Here is a 17,950-nt window from a genome sequence, read left to right as displayed (position 1 = left end):
GGGCGGACGGCTCGGTACCATGACGTCCGGCCGTCGCCATACGTCAGGCGGCGCGCTGCCCCTTCAGTCAGGAGAGACCGGTGTCAGACGTCCGTGTGATCATCCAACGCGATTCCGAGCGGGAAGAGCGCGTGGTGACGACGGGCACTACGGCCGCCGACCTCTTCGCCGGTGAGCGCACCGTCGTGGCCGCCCGCGTCGCGGGCGAGCTGAAGGACCTGGCGTACGAGATCGCCGACGGCGAGACCGTCGAGCCGGTGGAGATCTCCTCCGAGGACGGCCTGAACATCCTGCGCCACTCCACCGCGCACGTCATGGCGCAGGCCGTGCAGGAACTGTTCCCCGAGGCGAAGCTGGGCATCGGCCCGCCGGTCAAGGACGGCTTCTACTACGACTTCGACGTCGAGCGCCCCTTCACCCCCGATGACCTGAAGGCCATCGAGAAGAAGATGCAGGAGATCCAGAAGCGCGGACAGCGCTTCTCCCGCCGTGTGGTGACCGACGAGGCCGCCCGCGAGGAGCTCCACGACGAGCCGTACAAGCTGGAGCTCATCGGCATCAAGGGCTCCGCGTCCAGCGACGACGGCGCGGACGTCGAGGTGGGCGGCGGCGAGCTGACCATCTACGACAACCTCGACGCCAAGACCGGCGAGCTGTGCTGGAAGGACCTCTGCCGCGGCCCGCACCTGCCCACCACCCGGAACATCCCGGCGTTCAAGCTGATGCGCAACGCCGCGGCGTACTGGCGCGGCAGCGAGAAGAACCCGATGCTCCAGCGCATCTACGGCACCGCCTGGCCGTCGAAGGACGAGCTGAAGGCCCACCTGGACTTCCTCGCCGAGGCCGAGAAGCGCGACCACCGCCGCCTGGGCTCCGAGCTGGACCTGTTCTCCATCCCGGACCAGATCGGCTCCGGCCTCGCGGTCTTCCACCCCCGGGGCGGCATCATCCGCCGGGTCATGGAGGACTACTCGCGCCGCCGCCACGAGGAGGAGGGGTACGAGTTCGTCTACACCCCGCACGCCACGAAGGGCCGCCTCTTCGAGACCTCCGGCCACCTGGACTGGTACGCCGACGGCATGTACCCGCCCATGCAGCTCGACGAGGGCGTGGACTACTACCTCAAGCCCATGAACTGCCCGATGCACAACCTGATCTTCGACGCGCGCGGGCGGTCCTACCGTGAGCTGCCGCTGCGCCTGTTCGAGTTCGGCACCGTGTACCGGTACGAGAAGTCCGGCGTCGTGCACGGCCTGACCCGCGCCCGTGGCTTCACCCAGGACGACGCGCACATCTACTGCACCAAGGAGCAGATGGCGGAGGAGCTCGACAAGACGCTGACCTTCGTCCTGAACCTGCTGCGCGACTACGGCCTGAACGACTTCTACCTGGAGCTGTCCACCAAGGACCCGGAGAAGTTCGTCGGCTCGGACGAGATCTGGGAGGAGGCCACCGAGACCCTGCGGCAGGTGGCCGAGAAGCAGGGGCTGCCGCTGACCCCGGACCCGGGCGGCGCGGCCTTCTACGGCCCGAAGATCTCGGTGCAGGCGAAGGACGCCATCGGCCGGACGTGGCAGATGTCGACCGTCCAGCTCGACTTCAACCTGCCGGAGCGGTTCAACCTGGAGTACACCGCCCCCGACGGCTCCCGCCAGCGGCCGGTCATGATCCACCGCGCCCTCTTCGGCTCGATCGAGCGGTTCTTCGCGGTCCTGCTGGAGCACTACGCGGGCGCCATGCCGCCGTGGCTGGCCCCGGTGCAGGCGGTCGGCATCCCGATCGGTGACGCGCACGTCGAGTACCTCCAGGAGTTCGCCGCCGAGGCGAAGCGGAAGGGCCTGCGGGTCGAGGTGGACGCCTCGTCGGACCGGATGCAGAAGAAGATCCGCAACCACCAGAAGCTCAAGGTCCCCTTCATGATCATCGTCGGTGACGACGACATGAACGCCGGCACGGTCTCCTTCCGCTACCGGGACGGTTCGCAGGAGAACGGCATCCCGCGCGAGGAGGCGCTGGCGAAGATCGCCGACGTCGTGGAGCGCCGCGTCCAGGTGTGACGCGCCATGCCGAGGGGCGGTCCCGCTCGACGGGACCGCCCCTCGGTTCTCGCTCCACCGCCAGCGAATATGCTGGCTCGCATGACGACTGAGCCGGAGCAGCAGATCGGAGTCGGGACGCCTGACGCGTTCCAGCGCCTGTGGACGCCCCACCGGATGGCGTACATCCAGGGGGAGAACAAGCCGACCGGCCCCGGCGCCGACGACGGCTGTCCGTTCTGCGCCATCCCGGCCAAGTCCGACGAGGACGGCCTCGTCGTGGCGCGGGGCGAGACGGTGTACGCCGTGCTCAACCTGTACCCGTACAACGGCGGGCACCTGATGATCGTCCCCTTCCGGCACGTCGCCGACTACACGGAGCTGGACGACGCCGAGACGGCCGAGCTGGCGCTGCTGACGAAGCAGGCGATGGCCGCGCTGCGCACCGCGTCCGGGGCGCACGGCTTCAACATCGGGCTCAACCAGGGCAGTGCCGCCGGGGCCGGCATCGCCGCCCACCTGCACCAGCACATCGTCCCGCGCTGGGGCGGCGACACCAACTTCATGCCGGTCGTCGGCCACACCAAGGTACTGCCGCAGCTCCTCGGCGACACGAGGCGGATGCTCGCCGAAGCCTGGCCCACCGCCTAGTCGCGGCGGCGTCCGCCGGTGTGGCTTGGCGAGCCCGCCGCACCGGGGTACCGCCGTACCGCGGCGTCACGCGTCGTACGTGTCGGCCTTCTTCGGCATCGGGTCCTGGACGCTTCCGCTGAGGACCATCGACCGGTTGGTGAAGCGCTCGGTGTCCACGCCGTGCTCGTCGAGCATCTTGATGGTCGCGGTGTGCACCGCCCGCATGACCGGGGTCGCCGCGCGGATGGCGTCGTCGGCCATGAAGCGGTGGCGCCAGGGCTGGGAGGCCCAGGCGTGCCGCAGGCCGAAGGGCTCGGGCAGGACCAGCTTGCCGCCGAGGAAGTCCAGGACCGGCGGGAACCAGGTCAGCGGGGCCCGGACCGCGAGGCGCACCACCTCGTCGTTGTCGATCAGCGGCAGCGGGATCTCCTTGGTCTCCCAGAACCGCACGGTCTTGGAGACCACCTTCTTCTTGGGCTCCGGCTTCGTCGTGAACAGGCCGTGCACGGGGCCCAGGGCGTGGCCGGTGACCTCGATGCGCAGCGTGTGCAGGAGCGCCGTGACGGTGACCATCATCGTGAGGACCAGCTGGCCGTCCCACAGCACGAACTGCACGCCCAGGTAGTGGCGGTTGCCCTTGCCGAACTGGTTCTCGTTGCAGACGCGCTGTATCTCGTGCGGCTTCACCTGGTACGCCACGACGTCCTCACCCTCGGGCCGGGCGACCTCCTTGGCCCCCTCCCCGACGGGCGTGACGATCCAGTGCTTCACCGACGGGGTGGGGAACCCGGTCTTGAGGGTGCCGCGCTCCAGCAGCTTGAGCTCGTCGTGGATGGGGCGGATGACGTCCCACGTGCGGAAGGCGTGGATCTCCTTCCCCTCCTTGGGGACCAGCTCCTCCGCGAGGTGCCAGCTGCCCCAGCGGGTGCCCATGCCGAGGATGCCCTTGGGGCCGGCGTAGAAGACGACGTTGGAACGCTGCTCGGCGGTGAGCTTCTCCAGCTGGAGGCGCAGCTCCTCGGCGGCGGTCTCGTCGGGGTCGTGCGGCACGGCCTCGGGGATCTTGGGGCCCATTCCGCCGCCGCCGCTGAGCAGGGACTCCCAGCGGGCCCGCAGGTCCTTCGCGGTCGCCTCGCAGATCCGCTTGGCCAGGAACCAGCCGATCACGGGGGCGATGAACATGGCGCGGAGGTAGAGCGCGAGCAGTCCGGTGAACGGCAGCTTGAAGAGGAAGAGGGCGGCCAGGATGCCGACCCCGACGAGCAGCAGGGTGCCCAACGCGCCGGAGCGCCTGCCGGCCGTGCCGGCGGCCAGGGTGCGGCGCAGCTGGAAGACGGTCAGCCACACCAGCATGCCGGGCAGGAACAGCACCCCGAAGAGCAGGGTGATGAGCGTCAGCCGTGTGTCCCGCTGCTTGCGGATGTTCGAGGCGGCCAGGCAGTGCTCCACGACCGGCTGGGGGTCGGTGCCGAAGGACTGGATGAGCGGTTTGCGGGCGCCGCCGAGCATCCGGACCTGCACGGCGCGGGAGAACGCCTCGCCGAGGGTCGGTTTGAAGAGCGAGAACCTGCCCTTGGTGACGGTCGACTCGTGCCACTCGTTGTTGGCCTTGAGGATCTCCTCGACGTCGACGTTCTCCCGGTACGCGGCGGAGGCCAGCGCGTGCGTCGCCACGGTCTGCCCGGCCGAGCCCTGGAGCGGGACCTGGGCCCCGGGACCGAAACTGTCCATTGTCACTTCGCCGCCCCCATCGCCGCCTGTGTCCGCACTGCGGTCTGTTCCCAACCCCCGTGCCCGGCACACCTGGTGAGCGGGGCACTACAGCCTATCGAGGACGTGGGCCGCGCGTCGGCGGACGGCGCGATACCGCCCGTCCCGGGGGCCGGGACGGGCGGTACGGGAGGAACTCCGGTCAGGCCGCGACGCGTTCGCGGATCTTCTCGGCGACCTGCGGGGGCATCGGCTCGTGGCGCGCGTAGGAACGGTCGAAGCGGCCGGTTCCGTGGGAGAGGGAGCGGAGGTCGACGGCGTACCGCCCGAGCTCGATCTCGGGTACGTCGGCCCGTACGAGCGTCCGTCCCTGGCCGGCCTGCTCGGTGCCGATGACGCGTCCGCGCCGGCCGGAGAGGTCGCTCATCACCGGGCCGACGAACTCGTCCGGTACGAGGACCTGGACTTCGGCGACCGGTTCGAGGAGGTTGATGCGGGCGTCGGCCGCCGCCTCGCGCAGCGCCAGCGCGCCGGCCGTCTGGAAGGCCGCGTCGGAGGAGTCGACCGAGTGCGCCTTGCCGTCGACCAGGGTGACGCGCACGTCGACCAGGGGGTGGCCGGCGGCGACGCCCTTGGCGGCCTGGGCGCGTACGCCCTTCTCGACGGACGGGATGAACTGGCGCGGCACGGCCCCGCCGACGACCTTGTCGACGAACTCGATGCCCGAGCCGGGCGGCAGCGGCTCCACCTCGATCTCGCAGATGGCGTACTGCCCGTGCCCGCCGGACTGCTTGACGTGCCGCCCGCGCCCCGAGGCCCGGCCGGCGAACGTCTCGCGCAGCGACACCTTGTGCGGCACGACGTCGACCTGGACCCCGTAGCGGCTGCGCAGGCGCTCCAGCGCGACCTCCTTGTGCGCCTCGCCCAGGCACCACAGGACGACCTGGTGGGTGTCCCGGTTCTGCTCCAGGCGCATCGTCGGGTCCTCGGCGACGAGCCGGGACAGCCCCTGGGACAGCTTGTCCTCGTCCGCCTTGCTGTGCGCCTCGATGGCGAGCGGCAGCAGCGGGTCGGGCATCGTCCAGGGTTCCATCAGCAGCGGGTCGTCCTTGGCGGAGAGGGTGTCGCCGGTCTCCGCGCGGGACAGCTTGGCGACGCACGCCAGGTCTCCGGCGACGCAGCGGTCCAGCTGCCGCTGCTGCTTGCCGAAGGGCGCGGAGAGCGCGCCGATCCGTTCGTCCGCCTCGTGGAGGGCGCGGTCCTCCAGGCCCCGGTCGGCGAGGCCGTGACCCGAGACGTGGACGGTCTGGTCGGGGCGCAGCGTCCCGGAGAAGACCCGCACCAGCGAGATCCGCCCGACGTACGGGTCGGAGGAGGTCTTCACGACCTCGGCGACGAGCGGCCCGTCCGGGTCGCAGGCGAGGGGCGCGCGGGGCGTGCCGCCGGGCGTGGTGACGGCGGGTGCCTCGCGTTCCAGGGGGGTGGGGAAGCCGCGGGTGATCAGGTCCAGCAGCTCGACGGTGCCGAGGCCCTGCTGTCCGCCGGGAGCGGCGGGGGCGGCGGCGAGGACGGGGTGGAAGGAGCCGCGCGCGACGGCCTTCTCCAGGTCGTCGACGAGGGTCTTGAGGTCGATGTCCTCGCCGCCGAGGTAGCGGTCCATCAGGGACTCGTCCTCGCTCTCGGCGATGATTCCCTCGATCAGGCGGTTGCGGGCCTCCGCGATGAGCGGGAGCTGGGCGTCCTCGGGAGGGTTCTCCCGCCGCCGCCCCGACGCGTAGTCGAACACCTTCTGGGTGAGGAGCCCCACCAGCCCGGTGGCGGGGGAGTGCCCGTCGGGTGCCTGCGCGCCCAGCACGGGGACGTAGAGCGGGAGGATGGCGTCGGGGTCGTCGCCGCCGAAGATCCGCGCCAGGACCCGGGTCAGCTCGTCGAAGTCGACGCGCGCGGTGTCGAGGTGGGTGACGACGATGGCGCGGGGCATGCCGACCGCCGCGCACTCCTCCCACACCGCGCGGCAGGACCCGGCGACCGCGTCGGCCTCCTGGGCGGCCGAGACGACGAAGAGGGCCGCGTCCGCGGCGCGCAGACCGGCCCTGAGCTCCCCGACGAAGTCGGCGTATCCCGGGGTGTCCAGCAGGTTGATCTTGTACCCGCCCCATTCGAGGGGGACGAGGGACAGCTGTACGGAGCGTTGCTGGCGGTGCTCGATCTCGTCGTGGTCGGAGACCGTGCCGCCCTCCTCGACGCGGCCCGCCCGGTTGACCGCTCCGGCGGTCAGCGCGAGGGCCTCCACGAGGGTCGTCTTGCCGGATCCGCTGTGGCCGACCAGCACCACGTTCCGTATCGACGAGGGCTGGTCGGCCGTTATAGCCCTGCCGGCGGCCCCGGGGTGTGCGTTCGCCTTGTCGCCCATGGTTCTTCCTCCCGATCGCGAGTGCACGGGGTGCACGGTGGAGGTGGGGGCGCGGGCGCGGGGGAGCCTGCCTTGGGCAGCTCCGGCGGTGCCCGCGGTCGTCTTTCGAGCTTTCCACTCAGGCCAGGTTGCGTCCATACGTCCGACACCGCGACGGGAGCGGGGTGCCCGGGGGTGGCGGGTGGTCCTGCCTGGCTACGATGGGCCAGCCGGTGGCCGTAGGGGCCGCACGGCCCACCGACCCTCGGGAAGGCCATGCTGAACAAGTACGCGCGTGCATTCTTCACGCGTGTTCTCACACCGTTCGCCGCGTTTCTGCTCCGCCGCGGGGTCAGCCCCGACGCCGTGACGCTCATCGGCACGGCCGGCGTGGTGGCGGGCGCGCTGGTCTTCTTCCCCCGGGGGGAGTTCTTCTGGGGCACGATCGTCATCACGCTGTTCGTCTTCTCCGACCTGGTGGACGGCAACATGGCCCGCCAGGCGGGCATCTCCAGTCGCTGGGGGGCGTTCCTCGACTCGACGCTGGACCGGGTCGCCGACGGCGCGATCTTCGGCGGTTTCGCGCTGTGGTACGCCGGCAAGGGCGACGACGACGTGCTGTGCGCCGTGGCCATCTTCTGCCTGGCCAGCGGCCAGGTCGTGTCGTACACCAAGGCACGCGGCGAGTCGATCGGCCTGCCGGTGGCGGTCAACGGGCTGGTCGAGCGGGCCGAGCGGCTGGTGGTGTCGCTGGTGGCGGCCGGTGTCGCCGGACTGCACGGGTTCGGTGTCCCGGGTGTCCAGGTGCTGCTGCCGATCGCCCTGTGGGCGGTGGCCGTGGGCAGCGCGGTGACGCTGGGGCAGCGGGTGGTGACGGTACGGCGCGAGTCCGCCGAGGCTGACGCGGCCGGTGGTGCTGCCGGTACCGGTGGTGCGAGGGGGAGTGAGGCGACGTGACCGCGGTGGGCGAGCGGCTGACCGACGCGCTGTACGGGCTCGGCTGGACCGCGGTGAAGAAGCTGCCGGAGCCGGTCGCGGCCGGGCTGGGCCGTCGTATCGCGGACACCGCGTGGAAGCGGCGCGGCAAGGGCGTGCTGCGGCTGGAGGCCAACCTCGCGCGCGTGGTGCCGGACGCCTCCCCGGCGCGGCTGGCGGAACTGTCCAGGGCCGGGATGCGCTCGTACATGCGCTACTGGATGGAGTCGTTCCGGCTGCCGGCGTGGAGCGAGTCGCGCGTCGCGGAGGCGGTCGACGTCAAGGACCTGCATTACCTGACGGAGGGCCTGGCGGCCGGCAGGGGTGTCGTCCTGGCACTGCCGCACCTGGCCAACTGGGACCTGGCGGGCGTGTGGGTCACCCGCGCCCTGGGCGTGCCGTTCACCACGGTCGCCGAGCGGCTGAAACCGGAGACGCTGTACGACCGGTTCGTGGCCTACCGGGAGTCGCTCGGCATGGAGGTCCTGCCGCACACCGGCGGCGCGGCCTTCGGGATCCTGGCGCGGCGGCTGCGGGCCGGCGGGCTGGTGTGCCTGGTCGCCGACCGCGACCTGTCGTCGTCGGGCGCCGAGGTGACGTTCTTCGGCGAGAGGGCGCGGATGCCGGCCGGTCCGGCGATGCTGGCCCAGCACACCGGCGCGCTGCTGCTCCCCGCCACGCTCTGGTACGACGACACGCCGGTGATGAAGGGGCGCGTGCACCCGCCGGTGGACGTGCCGCCGACCGGTACGCGCGCGGAGAAGGCGGCCGTCATGACGCAGGTGCTGGCCGACGCCTTCGCCTCCGGGATCGCCGACCACCCCGAGGACTGGCACATGCTGCAGCGGCTGTGGCTCGCCGACCTGGACCCCGCGAAGGGACCCGAGGCGTGAGGATCGGCATCGTCTGCCCGTACTCCTGGGACGTGCCGGGCGGCGTCCAGTTCCACATCCGGGACCTGGCCGAGCACCTGATCCGGCTCGGCCACGAGGTGTCGGTGCTGGCCCCGGCCGACGACGAGACGCCGCTGCCGCCGTACGTCGTCTCGGCGGGCCGCGCCGTCCCCGTGCCCTACAACGGCTCGGTGGCCCGGCTGAACTTTGGGTTCCTGTCGGCGGCCCGGGTGCGCCGGTGGCTGCACGACGGCACCTTCGACGTGATCCACATCCACGAGCCCGCGTCGCCGTCGCTGGGGCTGCTGTCCTGCTGGGCGGCGCAGGGCCCGATCGTGGCCACGTTCCACACCTCGAACCCGCGGTCCCGGGCGATGATCGCCGCGTACCCGATCCTCCAGCCCGCGCTGGAGAAGATCAGCGCGCGGATCGCGGTGAGCGAGTACGCCCGCCGGACGCTGGTCGAGCACCTGGGCGGCGACGCGGTCGTCATCCCCAACGGCGTGGACGTCGACTTCTTCGCCAAGGCCGAGCCGAACCCGGAGTGGCAGGGCGGCACGATCGGTTTCATCGGCCGGATCGACGAGCCGCGCAAGGGCCTTCCCGTGCTGATGAAGGCCCTGCCGAAGATCCTCGCGGCCCGTCCCGGCACCCGTCTGCTGGTCGCGGGCCGGGGTGACGAGGAGGAGGCCGTCGCGTCGCTCCCGGCCGGCATGCGGGAGCGGGTGGAGTTCCTCGGCATGGTCAGCGACGAGGACAAGGCCCGGCTGCTGCGCAGTGTGGACGTGTACGTGGCGCCCAACACCGGCGGCGAGAGCTTCGGCATCATCCTGGTCGAGGCCATGTCCGCGGGCGCTCCGGTGCTCGCCAGCGACCTGGACGCGTTCGCCCAGGTGCTGGACCAGGGGGCCGCGGGCGAACTGTTCGGCAACGAGGACGCCGAGGCCCTGGCCAAGGCGGCGATCCGGCTGCTCGGCGACCCGGTGCGGCGTACGGAACTGCGGGAGCGGGGCAGCGCCCACGTCCGCCGCTTCGACTGGTCGACGGTCGGCGCGGACATCCTGGCCGTCTACGAGACGGTCACCGACGGCGCGGCCTCGGTCGCCACGGACGAGCGGCTGGGGCTGCGCGCCCGGTGGGGACTCGGCGGGCGGGACTGAGGCCCGGCCCGAGCCGTACGGGCCCCGCCTCCGCCCGCCGGGCAGCCTCTCCCGGCGGCCACCCCGCGCCGGCCCTCCCGGCCACGCCGCGCCGGCCCTCCCGGCCACGCCGTGCCCGGCTGCGCGGGCCCTCCCGGCCGGTGCCGCAACCCGCCGGTGGGGGAAGAGGGGCGGGCCGGCGCCCCGGTAGCCTTTCGGCCCGTGATCGAAACCCTCATCTGGATCGCCGTCGGCCTGGTCGCGATCGGCCTGTACCTGAGCTGGACCGCCGGACGGCTCGACCGGCTGCACGCCCGGATCGACGCGGCCCGGGCCGCCCTCGACGCGCAGCTGCTGCGCCGCGCCTCGGTCGCCCAGGAACTGGCCACCTCGGGCGTGCTCGACCCGGCGGCGTCCATCGTGCTGTACGAGGCCGCGCACGCCGCCCGGCAGGCGGAGGAGGAGCAGCGGGAGGTGGCCGAGAGCGAGCTGAGCCAGGCGCTGCGCGCGGTGTTCGGCGAGCCCGAGCAGGTCGAGGCGGTGCGGGAGGCCCCCGGCGGCGAGGAGGCGGCCGGGGAGCTGGCGGCCGCGGTGCGCCGGGTGCCCATGGCCCGCCGCTTCCACAACGACGCCGTACGGGCGGCCAGGGCGCTGCGCCGGCACCGCACGGTGCGCTGGTTCCGGCTGGCCGGCCACGCCCCGTTCCCGCTGGCCTTCGAGATGGACGACGAGCCGCCGACGGCCCTGGCGGACCGGCCCGGGAGCGGCTGAGGACCGGACAAGGGCCACTGGGGCGTCGATCTTCCGCCCCAAAACGAGCCACCGGCTCATCATTGGCCCTTGATGTGGCCTGGGTGGCCCGGGTTTCCTCGGTGTAGTTGAAACCGCCCCGTTTCTTGAGTGAGGTCCATCCGTGTCCAGCACCAGCACCCCGCAGTCCCCCGAGACCGGCACCGCGCGCGTCAAGCGCGGCATGGCCGAGCAGCTCAAGGGCGGCGTGATCATGGACGTGGTCAACGCCGAGCAGGCCAAGATCGCCGAGGATGCCGGCGCCGTGGCCGTCATGGCCCTCGAGCGGGTCCCGGCCGACATCCGCAAGGACGGCGGTGTGGCCCGGATGTCCGACCCCAACATGATCGAGGAGATCATCGAGGCGGTCTCCATCCCGGTCATGGCCAAGTCCCGCATCGGCCACTTCGTCGAGGCCCAGGTGCTGCAGTCCCTCGGTGTCGACTACATCGACGAGTCCGAGGTCCTCACCCCGGCCGACGAGGTCAACCACTCCGACAAGTGGGCCTTCACCATCCCCTTCGTCTGTGGCGCCACCAACCTGGGCGAGGCCCTGCGCCGCATCGCCGAGGGCGCGGCCATGATCCGCTCCAAGGGCGAGGCCGGCACCGGCAACGTCGTCGAGGCCGTCCGCCACCTGCGCCAGATCAAGAACGAGATCGCCAAGCTGCGCGGCTTCGACAACAACGAGCTGTACGCCGCCGCCAAGGAGCTGCGCGCCCCCTACGAGCTCGTCAAGGAGGTCAGCGAGCTCGGCAAGCTGCCGGTCGTGCTGTTCTCCGCCGGTGGCGTCGCCACCCCGGCCGACGCCGCGCTGATGCGCCAGCTCGGCGCCGAGGGCGTCTTCGTCGGCTCCGGCATCTTCAAGTCCGGCGACCCGGCCAAGCGCGCCGCCGCGATCGTGAAGGCCACCACCTTCTACGACGACCCGAAGATCATCGCGGACGCGTCCCGCAACCTGGGCGAGGCCATGGTCGGCATCAACTGCGACACCCTCCCCGAGGCCGAGCGCTACGCGAACCGGGGCTGGTGATGACCACTCCGCTCATCGGTGTCCTGGCCCTCCAGGGCGATGTACGTGAGCACCTGATCGCCCTGGCCTCGGCGGACGCCGTGGCCAGGCCGGTCCGGCGTCCCGAGGAGCTCGCCGAGGTCGACGGCCTGGTCATCCCCGGCGGCGAGTCCACCACCATCTCCAAGCTGGCCGAGCTGTTCGGACTCATGGAGCCGCTGCGCGAGCGGATCCGGGCGGGCATGCCCGTCTACGGCACGTGCGCCGGCCTGATCATGCTCGCCGACAAGATCCTCGACCCGCGCTCGGGCCAGGAGACGCTCGGCGGCATCGACATGATCGTCCGCCGCAACGCCTTCGGGCGCCAGAACGAGTCCTTCGAGGCGGCCGTCGAGGTCGCGGGCGTCGAGGGCGGGCCGGTGGAGGGCGTCTTCATCCGCGCCCCCTGGGTCGAGTCGATCGGGGCCCGGGCCGAGGTCGTCGCCGAGCACGACGGCCACATCGTCGCCGTACGGCAGGGCAACGCCCTCGCGACGTCGTTCCACCCCGAACTGACCGGTGACCACCGGGTGCACGCCCTGTTCGTCGACATGGTGCGCGCGGCGGCCTGACCCGATCCCGGTAGGATCTCTGGGGTTCGTTCAGAAATGGGTTACGCGAAGGAGACAGGCAGATGTCCGGCCACTCTAAATGGGCTACGACGAAGCACAAGAAGGCCGTGATCGACGCCAAGCGCGGCAAGCTCTTCGCGAAGCTGATCAAGAACATCGAGGTCGCGGCCCGCACCGGCGGCGGCGACCCCGATGGCAACCCGACGCTCTACGACGCCATCCAGAAGGCCAAGAAGAGCTCGGTTCCGAACAAGAACATCGACTCCGCCGTCAAGCGCGGCGCCGGCCTGGAGGCCGGTGGCGCCGACTACGAGACGATCATGTACGAGGGTTACGGCCCGAACGGCGTCGCGGTGCTCATCGAGTGCCTCACCGACAACCGCAACCGCGCCGCCTCCGACGTGCGCGTCGCCATGACCCGCAACGGCGGCTCGATGGCCGACCCGGGTTCGGTGTCGTACCTGTTCAACCGCAAGGGCGTCGTCATCGTCCCCAAGGGCGAGCTGAGCGAGGACGACGTCCTGGCCGCGGTCCTGGAGGCGGGCGCCGAGGAGGTCAACGACCTCGGCGAGAGCTTCGAGGTCCTCAGCGAGGCCACCGACCTGGTCGCGGTCCGCACCGCCCTCCAGGAGGCCGGCATCGACTACGACTCGGCCGACGCCAACTTCGTCCCGACCATGCAGGTCGAGCTGGACGAGGACGGCGCACGCAAGATCTTCAAGCTGATCGACGCGCTGGAGGACAGCGACGACGTGCAGAACGTCTTCGCCAACTTCGACGTCTCCGACGACGTCATGGCGAAGGTCGACGCCTGATCCACCCACACGCGGCGGGCCGGCAGGGGACACACCCCCCGCCGGCCCGCCGCGTTGTCGGTGCCACCCGATAGCCTGCACAAACAGTTGAGCGAAGGAGGGGCGGCGTGCGCGTTCTGGGGGTGGACCCGGGGCTGACCCGGTGCGGTGTGGGCGTCGTCGAGGGCGTCGCCGGACGCCCGCTGACCATGCTGGGCGTCGGTGTCGTCCGCACCCCCGCGGACGCGGAGATCGCCCACCGCCTCGTCGGGATAGAGCGCGGCATCGAGGAGTGGCTGGACGCCCACCACCCCGACATGGTCGCGGTGGAGCGGGTGTTCAGCCAGCACAACGTGCGTACGGTGATGGGCACGGCCCAGGCCAGCGCCGTCGCCATGCTCTGCGCGTCCCGCCGGGGCATCCCGGTCACCCTGCACACGCCGAGCGAGGTCAAGGCCGCCGTCACCGGCAGCGGCCGCGCCGACAAGGACCAGGTCGGCGCCATGGTCACCCGGCTGCTCCGGCTCGACGCCCCGCCGAAGCCGGCCGACGCCGCCGACGCCCTCGCGCTCGCCATCTGCCACATCTGGCGGGCCCCCGCCCAGAACCGCCTCCAGCGTGCGGTCGCCGCACACCACGCAAGGAAAGGCCCCACCGCATGATCGCCTTTGTCTCCGGCCCGGTCGCCGCCCTCGCCCCGACCACCGCCGTGATCGAGGTCGGCGGCATCGGCATGGCCGTCCAGTGCACACCCGACACCCTGTCCCGCCTGAGGGTCGGTCAGGAGGCCAAGCTCGCCACGTCGTTGGTGGTGCGGGAGGACTCGCTCACCCTGTACGGCTTCGCCGACGACGACGAGCGGCAGGTCTTCGAGCTGCTCCAGACCGCCAGCGGGGTCGGCCCGCGCCTCGCCCAGGCCATGCTCGCCGTGCACACGCCGGACGCCCTGCGCGGCGCGGTGGCCTCCGGCGACGAGAAGGCGCTCACGGCGGTGCCGGGCATCGGCAAGAAGGGCGCGCAGAAGCTGCTGCTGGAACTGAAGGACCGGCTCGGCGAACCGGTCGGCGCCCACATCGGCCGGCAGGGCGTCGGCACGGCGGTCACCGCGTCCTGGCGCGACCAGCTGCACGCCGCCCTGATCGGGCTGGGCTACGCCACCCGCGAGGCCGACGAGGCGGTGGCCGCCGTCACCCCGCAGGCGGAGGCGGCCGACGGCGACCCGCAGATCGGCCGGCTGCTCAAGGCCGCCCTCCAGACCCTGAACCGCACCCGATGATCCCCCACCCGTGCGGCCGCCCCGCCGCCCTGACCACACGAGGCAATCCGCAGTGAACTGGGACGACGACACCGACACCAGCGGCGCGCCGGCCGCCGCCGCCGACCGGCTCGTCGGGGCGTCCGCCGACGGGGAGGACCAGGCCGTCGAGGCGGCCCTGCGGCCCAGGTCGCTCCATGAGTTCGTCGGCCAGGAGCGGGTGCGCGAACAGCTCGACCTGGTGCTCAAGGCCGCCCTGGCACGAGGCGCCACCGCCGACCACGTCCTGTTGTCGGGCGCCCCCGGTCTCGGCAAGACCACCCTGTCCATGATCATCGCGGCGGAGATGGGCGCCCCCATCCGCATCACCTCCGGCCCGGCCATCCAGCACGCCGGCGACCTCGCCGCCATCCTCTCCTCCCTCCAGGAGGGCGAGGTCCTGTTCCTCGACGAGATCCACCGGATGTCCCGGCCGGCCGAGGAGATGCTGTACATGGCCATGGAGGACTTCCGCGTCGACGTCATCGTCGGCAAGGGTCCCGGCGCCACCGCCATCCCGCTGGAACTGCCGCCCTTCACCCTCGTCGGCGCCACCACCCGCGCCGGCCTGCTGCCGCCCCCGCTGCGCGACCGCTTCGGCTTCACCGCCCACATGGAGTTCTACGCACCGGCCGAGCTCCGGCGCGTCATCCACCGCTCCGCCCAGCTGCTGGACGTCGAGATCGACACCGACGGTGCCGCCGAGATCGCCGGCCGGTCCCGCGGCACCCCCCGCATCGCCAACCGCCTGCTGCGCCGCGTCCGCGACTATGCCCAGGTCAAGGCGGACGGCGTGATCACCCGCGAGATCGCCGCCACCGCGCTCAAGGTGTACGAGGTCGACGACCGCGGCCTGGACCGCCTCGACCGCGCCGTGCTGGAGGCCCTGCTCAAACTGTTCGGGGGCGGACCGGTCGGTCTGTCGACCCTGGCCGTGGCCGTCGGCGAGGAGCGCGAGACGGTCGAGGAGGTCGCCGAACCCTTCCTGGTGCGGGAGGGCCTGCTGGCCCGTACGCCCCGGGGCAGGGTCGCCACCCCCGCGGCGTGGACGCACCTCGGGCTCGTACCGCCGCAGGCGGGCGGCGCGGGAAGTGGACAACAGGGGCTCTTCGGGGCGTGACGGCGAGGGGACTCGCCGGGGCAGGAACCGCGGTGCCATGCTGGGCGTTGTTCCATTGATGCGGACTCGCCTAGACTCCGCCGATGCCGACCCTTCAGGGCGGCGTACCCACCCCCGAAGATCAGGCCGCGGCACTCCCCGCGACCGTGCGAAGGATTTGTCGTCCCGTGAGTATCGTGACTCTCCTGCCGTTCATCGTCCTCATCGGGGCCATGTTCCTGATGACCCGCTCTGCGAAGAAGAAGCAGCAGCAGGCGGTGCAAATGCGCAACCAGATGCAGCCCGGAACCGGCGTACGGACGATCGGGGGGATGTACGCCACCGTCAAGGAGGTCGGCGACGACACGGTTCTCCTGGAGGTAGCTCCGGGAGTCCACGCCGTCTACGCCAAGAACGCGATCGGGGCCGTCCTCGACGACGAAGAGTACAACCGCATCGTCCACGGCGACGGTGACGGTGACCTGAAGACCGACACCCCCGTCGTGCCGGACGACGCCTCCTCGCTCACCACGACCGACGACGCCGGAACCGCCGTCGCCGGCGACGTCGCGAAGATCGACCTGGGCAAGAAGGACGCGGCCGACGAGGCGGGGACCGCCCCGAAGGCCGAGGACGCCAAGGCCGACGACAAGCGCGACGGCGACACCGACGCGAAGTAAGGCGTGCAGACGGACCGCGGCGCCGACCGGCGTACGCGGTCCGTTCCGTGCCGACACACGCGGGGGATTCCCCACACCACTTCGTGGCCGCCCCGACGCTCACCCGGCGTAGGCGGCGGTTGGACAGGGAGAAACGAGAAGGTGGCAGCACCCAAGAAGGGCCGAGGGCCGGCATCGGGGGGGCAGGGCAAGCCGGGACGCGCCCTGGCCGCGATCCTGATCGCCATCGGCGCCCTGATCGGCGGGATGTTCTGGTCGGGCGAGACCACCCCGCGCCTGGGCATCGACCTCGCCGGCGGCACGAGCATCACGCTCAAGGCCGAGAGCGATCCCGGTAAGCCGAACGCGGTCAACAACACCAACATGCAGACCGCGATCGGCATCATCGAGCGCCGCGTCAACGGTCTCGGTGTGTCGGAGGCCGAGGTCCAGCAGCAGGGCACCGAGCACATCATCGTCAACATCCCCAGGGCGACCGACTCCGAGAAGGCACAGAAGCAGGTCGGCACGACCGCCGAGCTGTACTTCCGGCCGGTCCTCGCCGTCACCGGCAGCGCCCCGCTCCCCGAGCCCTCCGCGGACGGCTCCCCGAGCGCCACGCCGAGCGGCAAGCCCAGCGGCAAGGCCTCGTCCTCGCCCAGCCCCAAGCCGAGTGTCACCACCCAGGGCCGTGCCGTCCCCGAAGCCCTGAAGCAGGACGAGTCGCCGTCCCCAGGCGCGAGCGCCTCCGGCAAGCCGGCCGCCACCCCGCCGGCCCCGCAGCCCTCCGCCTCCGGCGCCGCGGCCATCGCCGCGCTGGACAAGCAGTTCACCGCACTGGACTGCACGCCGAAGAAGGGCACCAAGGAGGTGCCCAACCCGGCGCAGAACGCCGACCCGGCCAAGCCCACCGTGGCCTGTGGCCAGGAGGGTGACGCCAAGTACATCCTCGGCCCCGCCGAGGTCGCCGGCACGGACGTCGACGAGGCATCCGGCGTCCTCGACCCGCAGCGCGGCCGCTGGATCGTCCAGCTCGGGTTCACCGACGCCGGTACCAAGAAGTTCGCGGCCACCACCGGCAAGCTGGCCGCCCAGGCCCAGCCGCAGAACCAGTTCGCGATCACCCTCGACGGCCAGGTCGTCTCCGCCCCGTCCGTCAGCAGCGCCATCGGCGGCGGCAGCGCGGAGATCTCCGGCAGCTTCGACCAGCAGTCGGCCACCGAGCTCGCCAACATCCTGTCGTACGGCGCGCTCCCGCTGTCGTTCGAGCAGGAGAGCGTCACCACCGTCACCGCCGCGCTCGGCGGCGAGCAGCTCAAGGCCGGCCTCATCGCGGGCGCCATCGGTCTCGCGCTGGTCGTGATCTACCTGGTCGTCTACTACCGCGGCCTGTCGATCATCGCCCTGCTCAGCCTGCTGATCTCGGCCGCCCTCACCTACGCGCTGATGTCGCTGCTCGGCCCGGCCATCGGCTTCGCGCTGAACCTCCCGGCCGTCTGCGGCGCCATCGTGGCCATCGGCATCACCGCCGACTCGTTCATCGTCTACTTCGAACGGGTCCGCGACGAGATCCGCGAGGGCCGTACGCTGCGCCCCGCCGTCGAGCGCGGCTGGCCGCGTGCCCGGCGGACCATCCTGGTCTCCGACTTCGTGTCGTTCCTCGCCGCGGCCGTGCTGTTCATCGTCACCGTCGGCAAGGTCCAGGGCTTCGCCTTCACGCTCGGCCTGACCACCCTCCTCGACGTGGTCGTGGTGTTCTTCTTCACCAAGCCGCTGATGACGCTGATGGCCCGCACCAGGTTCTTCAGCAGCGGTCACCCCTGGTCGGGGCTGGACCCGAAGCGGCTCGGGGCCAAGCCCCCGCTGCGCCGCTCGCGGCGTGTCTCCGCCACCACCGAACCGAAGGAGGCGTGA

Annotated in this window: 16 protein-coding genes; 14 read left to right on the top strand and 2 right to left on the bottom strand. The window is 71.7% G+C overall.

Annotation, left to right across the window (positions count from 1 at the left end; translation table 11 throughout):
• Positions 1–80: 80 nt before the first annotated feature.
• The gene (thrS, locus tag IE109_RS22435; protein ID WP_189552821.1) at positions 81–2,057 is read left to right on the top strand and encodes a threonine--tRNA ligase; all 1,977 of its coding nucleotides are present in this window, start codon (positions 81–83) and stop codon (positions 2,055–2,057) included.
• Between the two features lie 69 nt (positions 2,058–2,126).
• Positions 2,127–2,687, top strand: a complete 561-nt coding sequence (locus IE109_RS22430; RefSeq protein ID WP_189552820.1) for an HIT family protein — start codon at positions 2,127–2,129, stop codon at positions 2,685–2,687.
• A gap of 66 nt (positions 2,688–2,753) precedes the next feature.
• On the opposite strand, the gene IE109_RS22425 is transcribed toward IE109_RS22430, so the two are convergent.
• Both IE109_RS22425 and IE109_RS22420 read right to left on the bottom strand, forming a co-directional pair.
• Positions 2,754–4,400: an AbeC-like domain-containing protein gene (locus tag IE109_RS22425; RefSeq protein WP_189552950.1), complete on the bottom strand. Its 1,647-nt coding sequence runs from the start codon at positions 4,398–4,400 to the stop codon at positions 2,754–2,756.
• Between the two features lie 181 nt (positions 4,401–4,581).
• Entirely contained in the window at positions 4,582–6,792 is a 2,211-nt protein-coding gene (locus IE109_RS22420; protein ID WP_189552819.1) for an elongation factor G-like protein EF-G2, read from the bottom strand.
• 255 nt (positions 6,793–7,047) lie between these two features.
• Here IE109_RS22420 and pgsA point away from each other — a divergent pair, with 255 nt between their 5' ends.
• The 12 genes from pgsA (at position 7,048) to secD (ending at position 17,950) form a co-directional block, all read left to right on the top strand.
• Entirely contained in the window at positions 7,048–7,728 is a 681-nt protein-coding gene (gene pgsA, locus IE109_RS22415) for a phosphatidylinositol phosphate synthase (protein WP_189552818.1), read from the top strand.
• Positions 7,729–7,733: 5 nt separating this feature from the next.
• Positions 7,734–8,639 carry a phosphatidylinositol mannoside acyltransferase gene (locus tag IE109_RS22410; RefSeq protein WP_189552949.1) on the top strand — a complete coding sequence of 302 codons (906 nt, stop codon included), beginning with the start codon at positions 7,734–7,736 and terminating at the stop codon, positions 8,637–8,639.
• The gene (locus tag IE109_RS22405; RefSeq protein ID WP_189552817.1) at positions 8,636–9,799 is read left to right on the top strand and encodes a glycosyltransferase family 4 protein; all 1,164 of its coding nucleotides are present in this window, start codon (positions 8,636–8,638) and stop codon (positions 9,797–9,799) included. The genes IE109_RS22410 and IE109_RS22405 overlap by 4 nt, the downstream gene beginning before the upstream one ends.
• 201 nt (positions 9,800–10,000) lie before the next feature.
• Positions 10,001–10,549 carry a LemA family protein gene (locus IE109_RS22400; RefSeq protein ID WP_189552816.1) on the top strand — a complete coding sequence of 183 codons (549 nt, stop codon included), beginning with the start codon at positions 10,001–10,003 and terminating at the stop codon, positions 10,547–10,549.
• A 142-nt stretch (positions 10,550–10,691) separates the two neighbouring features.
• A complete protein-coding gene (pdxS, locus tag IE109_RS22395) occupies positions 10,692–11,600 on the top strand; it encodes a pyridoxal 5'-phosphate synthase lyase subunit PdxS (protein ID WP_189552815.1) in 909 nt (302 codons plus the stop codon).
• Positions 11,600–12,190, top strand: coding sequence for a pyridoxal 5'-phosphate synthase glutaminase subunit PdxT (pdxT, locus tag IE109_RS22390; RefSeq protein ID WP_189552814.1), 591 nt, complete (start codon positions 11,600–11,602; stop codon positions 12,188–12,190). Before pdxS ends, pdxT begins: the two co-directional genes overlap by 1 nt.
• A 62-nt stretch (positions 12,191–12,252) precedes the next feature.
• Positions 12,253–13,005, top strand: coding sequence for a YebC/PmpR family DNA-binding transcriptional regulator (locus tag IE109_RS22385; protein WP_189552813.1), 753 nt, complete (start codon positions 12,253–12,255; stop codon positions 13,003–13,005).
• Between the two features lie 107 nt (positions 13,006–13,112).
• The gene (gene ruvC / locus IE109_RS22380; protein WP_189552812.1) at positions 13,113–13,646 is read left to right on the top strand and encodes a crossover junction endodeoxyribonuclease RuvC; all 534 of its coding nucleotides are present in this window, start codon (positions 13,113–13,115) and stop codon (positions 13,644–13,646) included.
• A complete protein-coding gene (gene ruvA / locus IE109_RS22375; RefSeq protein WP_189552811.1) occupies positions 13,643–14,260 on the top strand; it encodes a Holliday junction branch migration protein RuvA in 618 nt (205 codons plus the stop codon). Before ruvC ends, ruvA begins: the two co-directional genes overlap by 4 nt.
• Positions 14,261–14,312: 52 nt before the next feature.
• Positions 14,313–15,398 carry a Holliday junction branch migration DNA helicase RuvB gene (gene ruvB, locus IE109_RS22370; RefSeq protein WP_189552810.1) on the top strand — a complete coding sequence of 362 codons (1,086 nt, stop codon included), beginning with the start codon at positions 14,313–14,315 and terminating at the stop codon, positions 15,396–15,398.
• A 167-nt stretch (positions 15,399–15,565) separates the two neighbouring features.
• Complete coding sequence (gene yajC / locus IE109_RS22365) at positions 15,566–16,057, top strand: preprotein translocase subunit YajC (protein ID WP_189552809.1); 492 nt, start codon at positions 15,566–15,568, stop codon at positions 16,055–16,057.
• Positions 16,058–16,198: 141 nt separating this feature from the next.
• Positions 16,199–17,950: a protein translocase subunit SecD gene (gene secD / locus IE109_RS22360; RefSeq protein WP_189552808.1), complete on the top strand. Its 1,752-nt coding sequence runs from the start codon at positions 16,199–16,201 to the stop codon at positions 17,948–17,950.

The organism is Streptomyces lavendofoliae (genome assembly GCF_014649735.1).
Lineage (GTDB): Bacteria > Actinomycetota > Actinomycetes > Streptomycetales > Streptomycetaceae > Streptomyces > Streptomyces lavendofoliae.
Note: the sequence above shows the minus strand (reverse complement) of the source record. Positions and strands in the feature narration are given on the sequence as shown.

Excerpts from the sequence above, each read along its gene's own strand:
- pdxT (WP_189552814.1), top strand. The coding sequence starts at position 11,600 with ATGACCACTCCGCTCATCGGTGTCCTGGCCCTCCAGGGCGATGTACGT.
- ruvA (WP_189552811.1), top strand. The coding sequence starts at position 13,643 with ATGATCGCCTTTGTCTCCGGCCCGGTCGCCGCCCTCGCCCCGACCACC.
- IE109_RS22420 (WP_189552819.1), bottom strand. The coding sequence starts at position 6,792 with ATGGGCGACAAGGCGAACGCACACCCCGGGGCCGCCGGCAGGGCTATA.
- IE109_RS22430 (WP_189552820.1), top strand. The coding sequence starts at position 2,127 with ATGCTGGCTCGCATGACGACTGAGCCGGAGCAGCAGATCGGAGTCGGG.
- IE109_RS22425 (WP_189552950.1), bottom strand. The coding sequence starts at position 4,400 with ATGGACAGTTTCGGTCCCGGGGCCCAGGTCCCGCTCCAGGGCTCGGCC.
- pgsA (WP_189552818.1), top strand. The coding sequence starts at position 7,048 with ATGCTGAACAAGTACGCGCGTGCATTCTTCACGCGTGTTCTCACACCG.
- IE109_RS22385 (WP_189552813.1), top strand. The coding sequence starts at position 12,253 with ATGTCCGGCCACTCTAAATGGGCTACGACGAAGCACAAGAAGGCCGTG.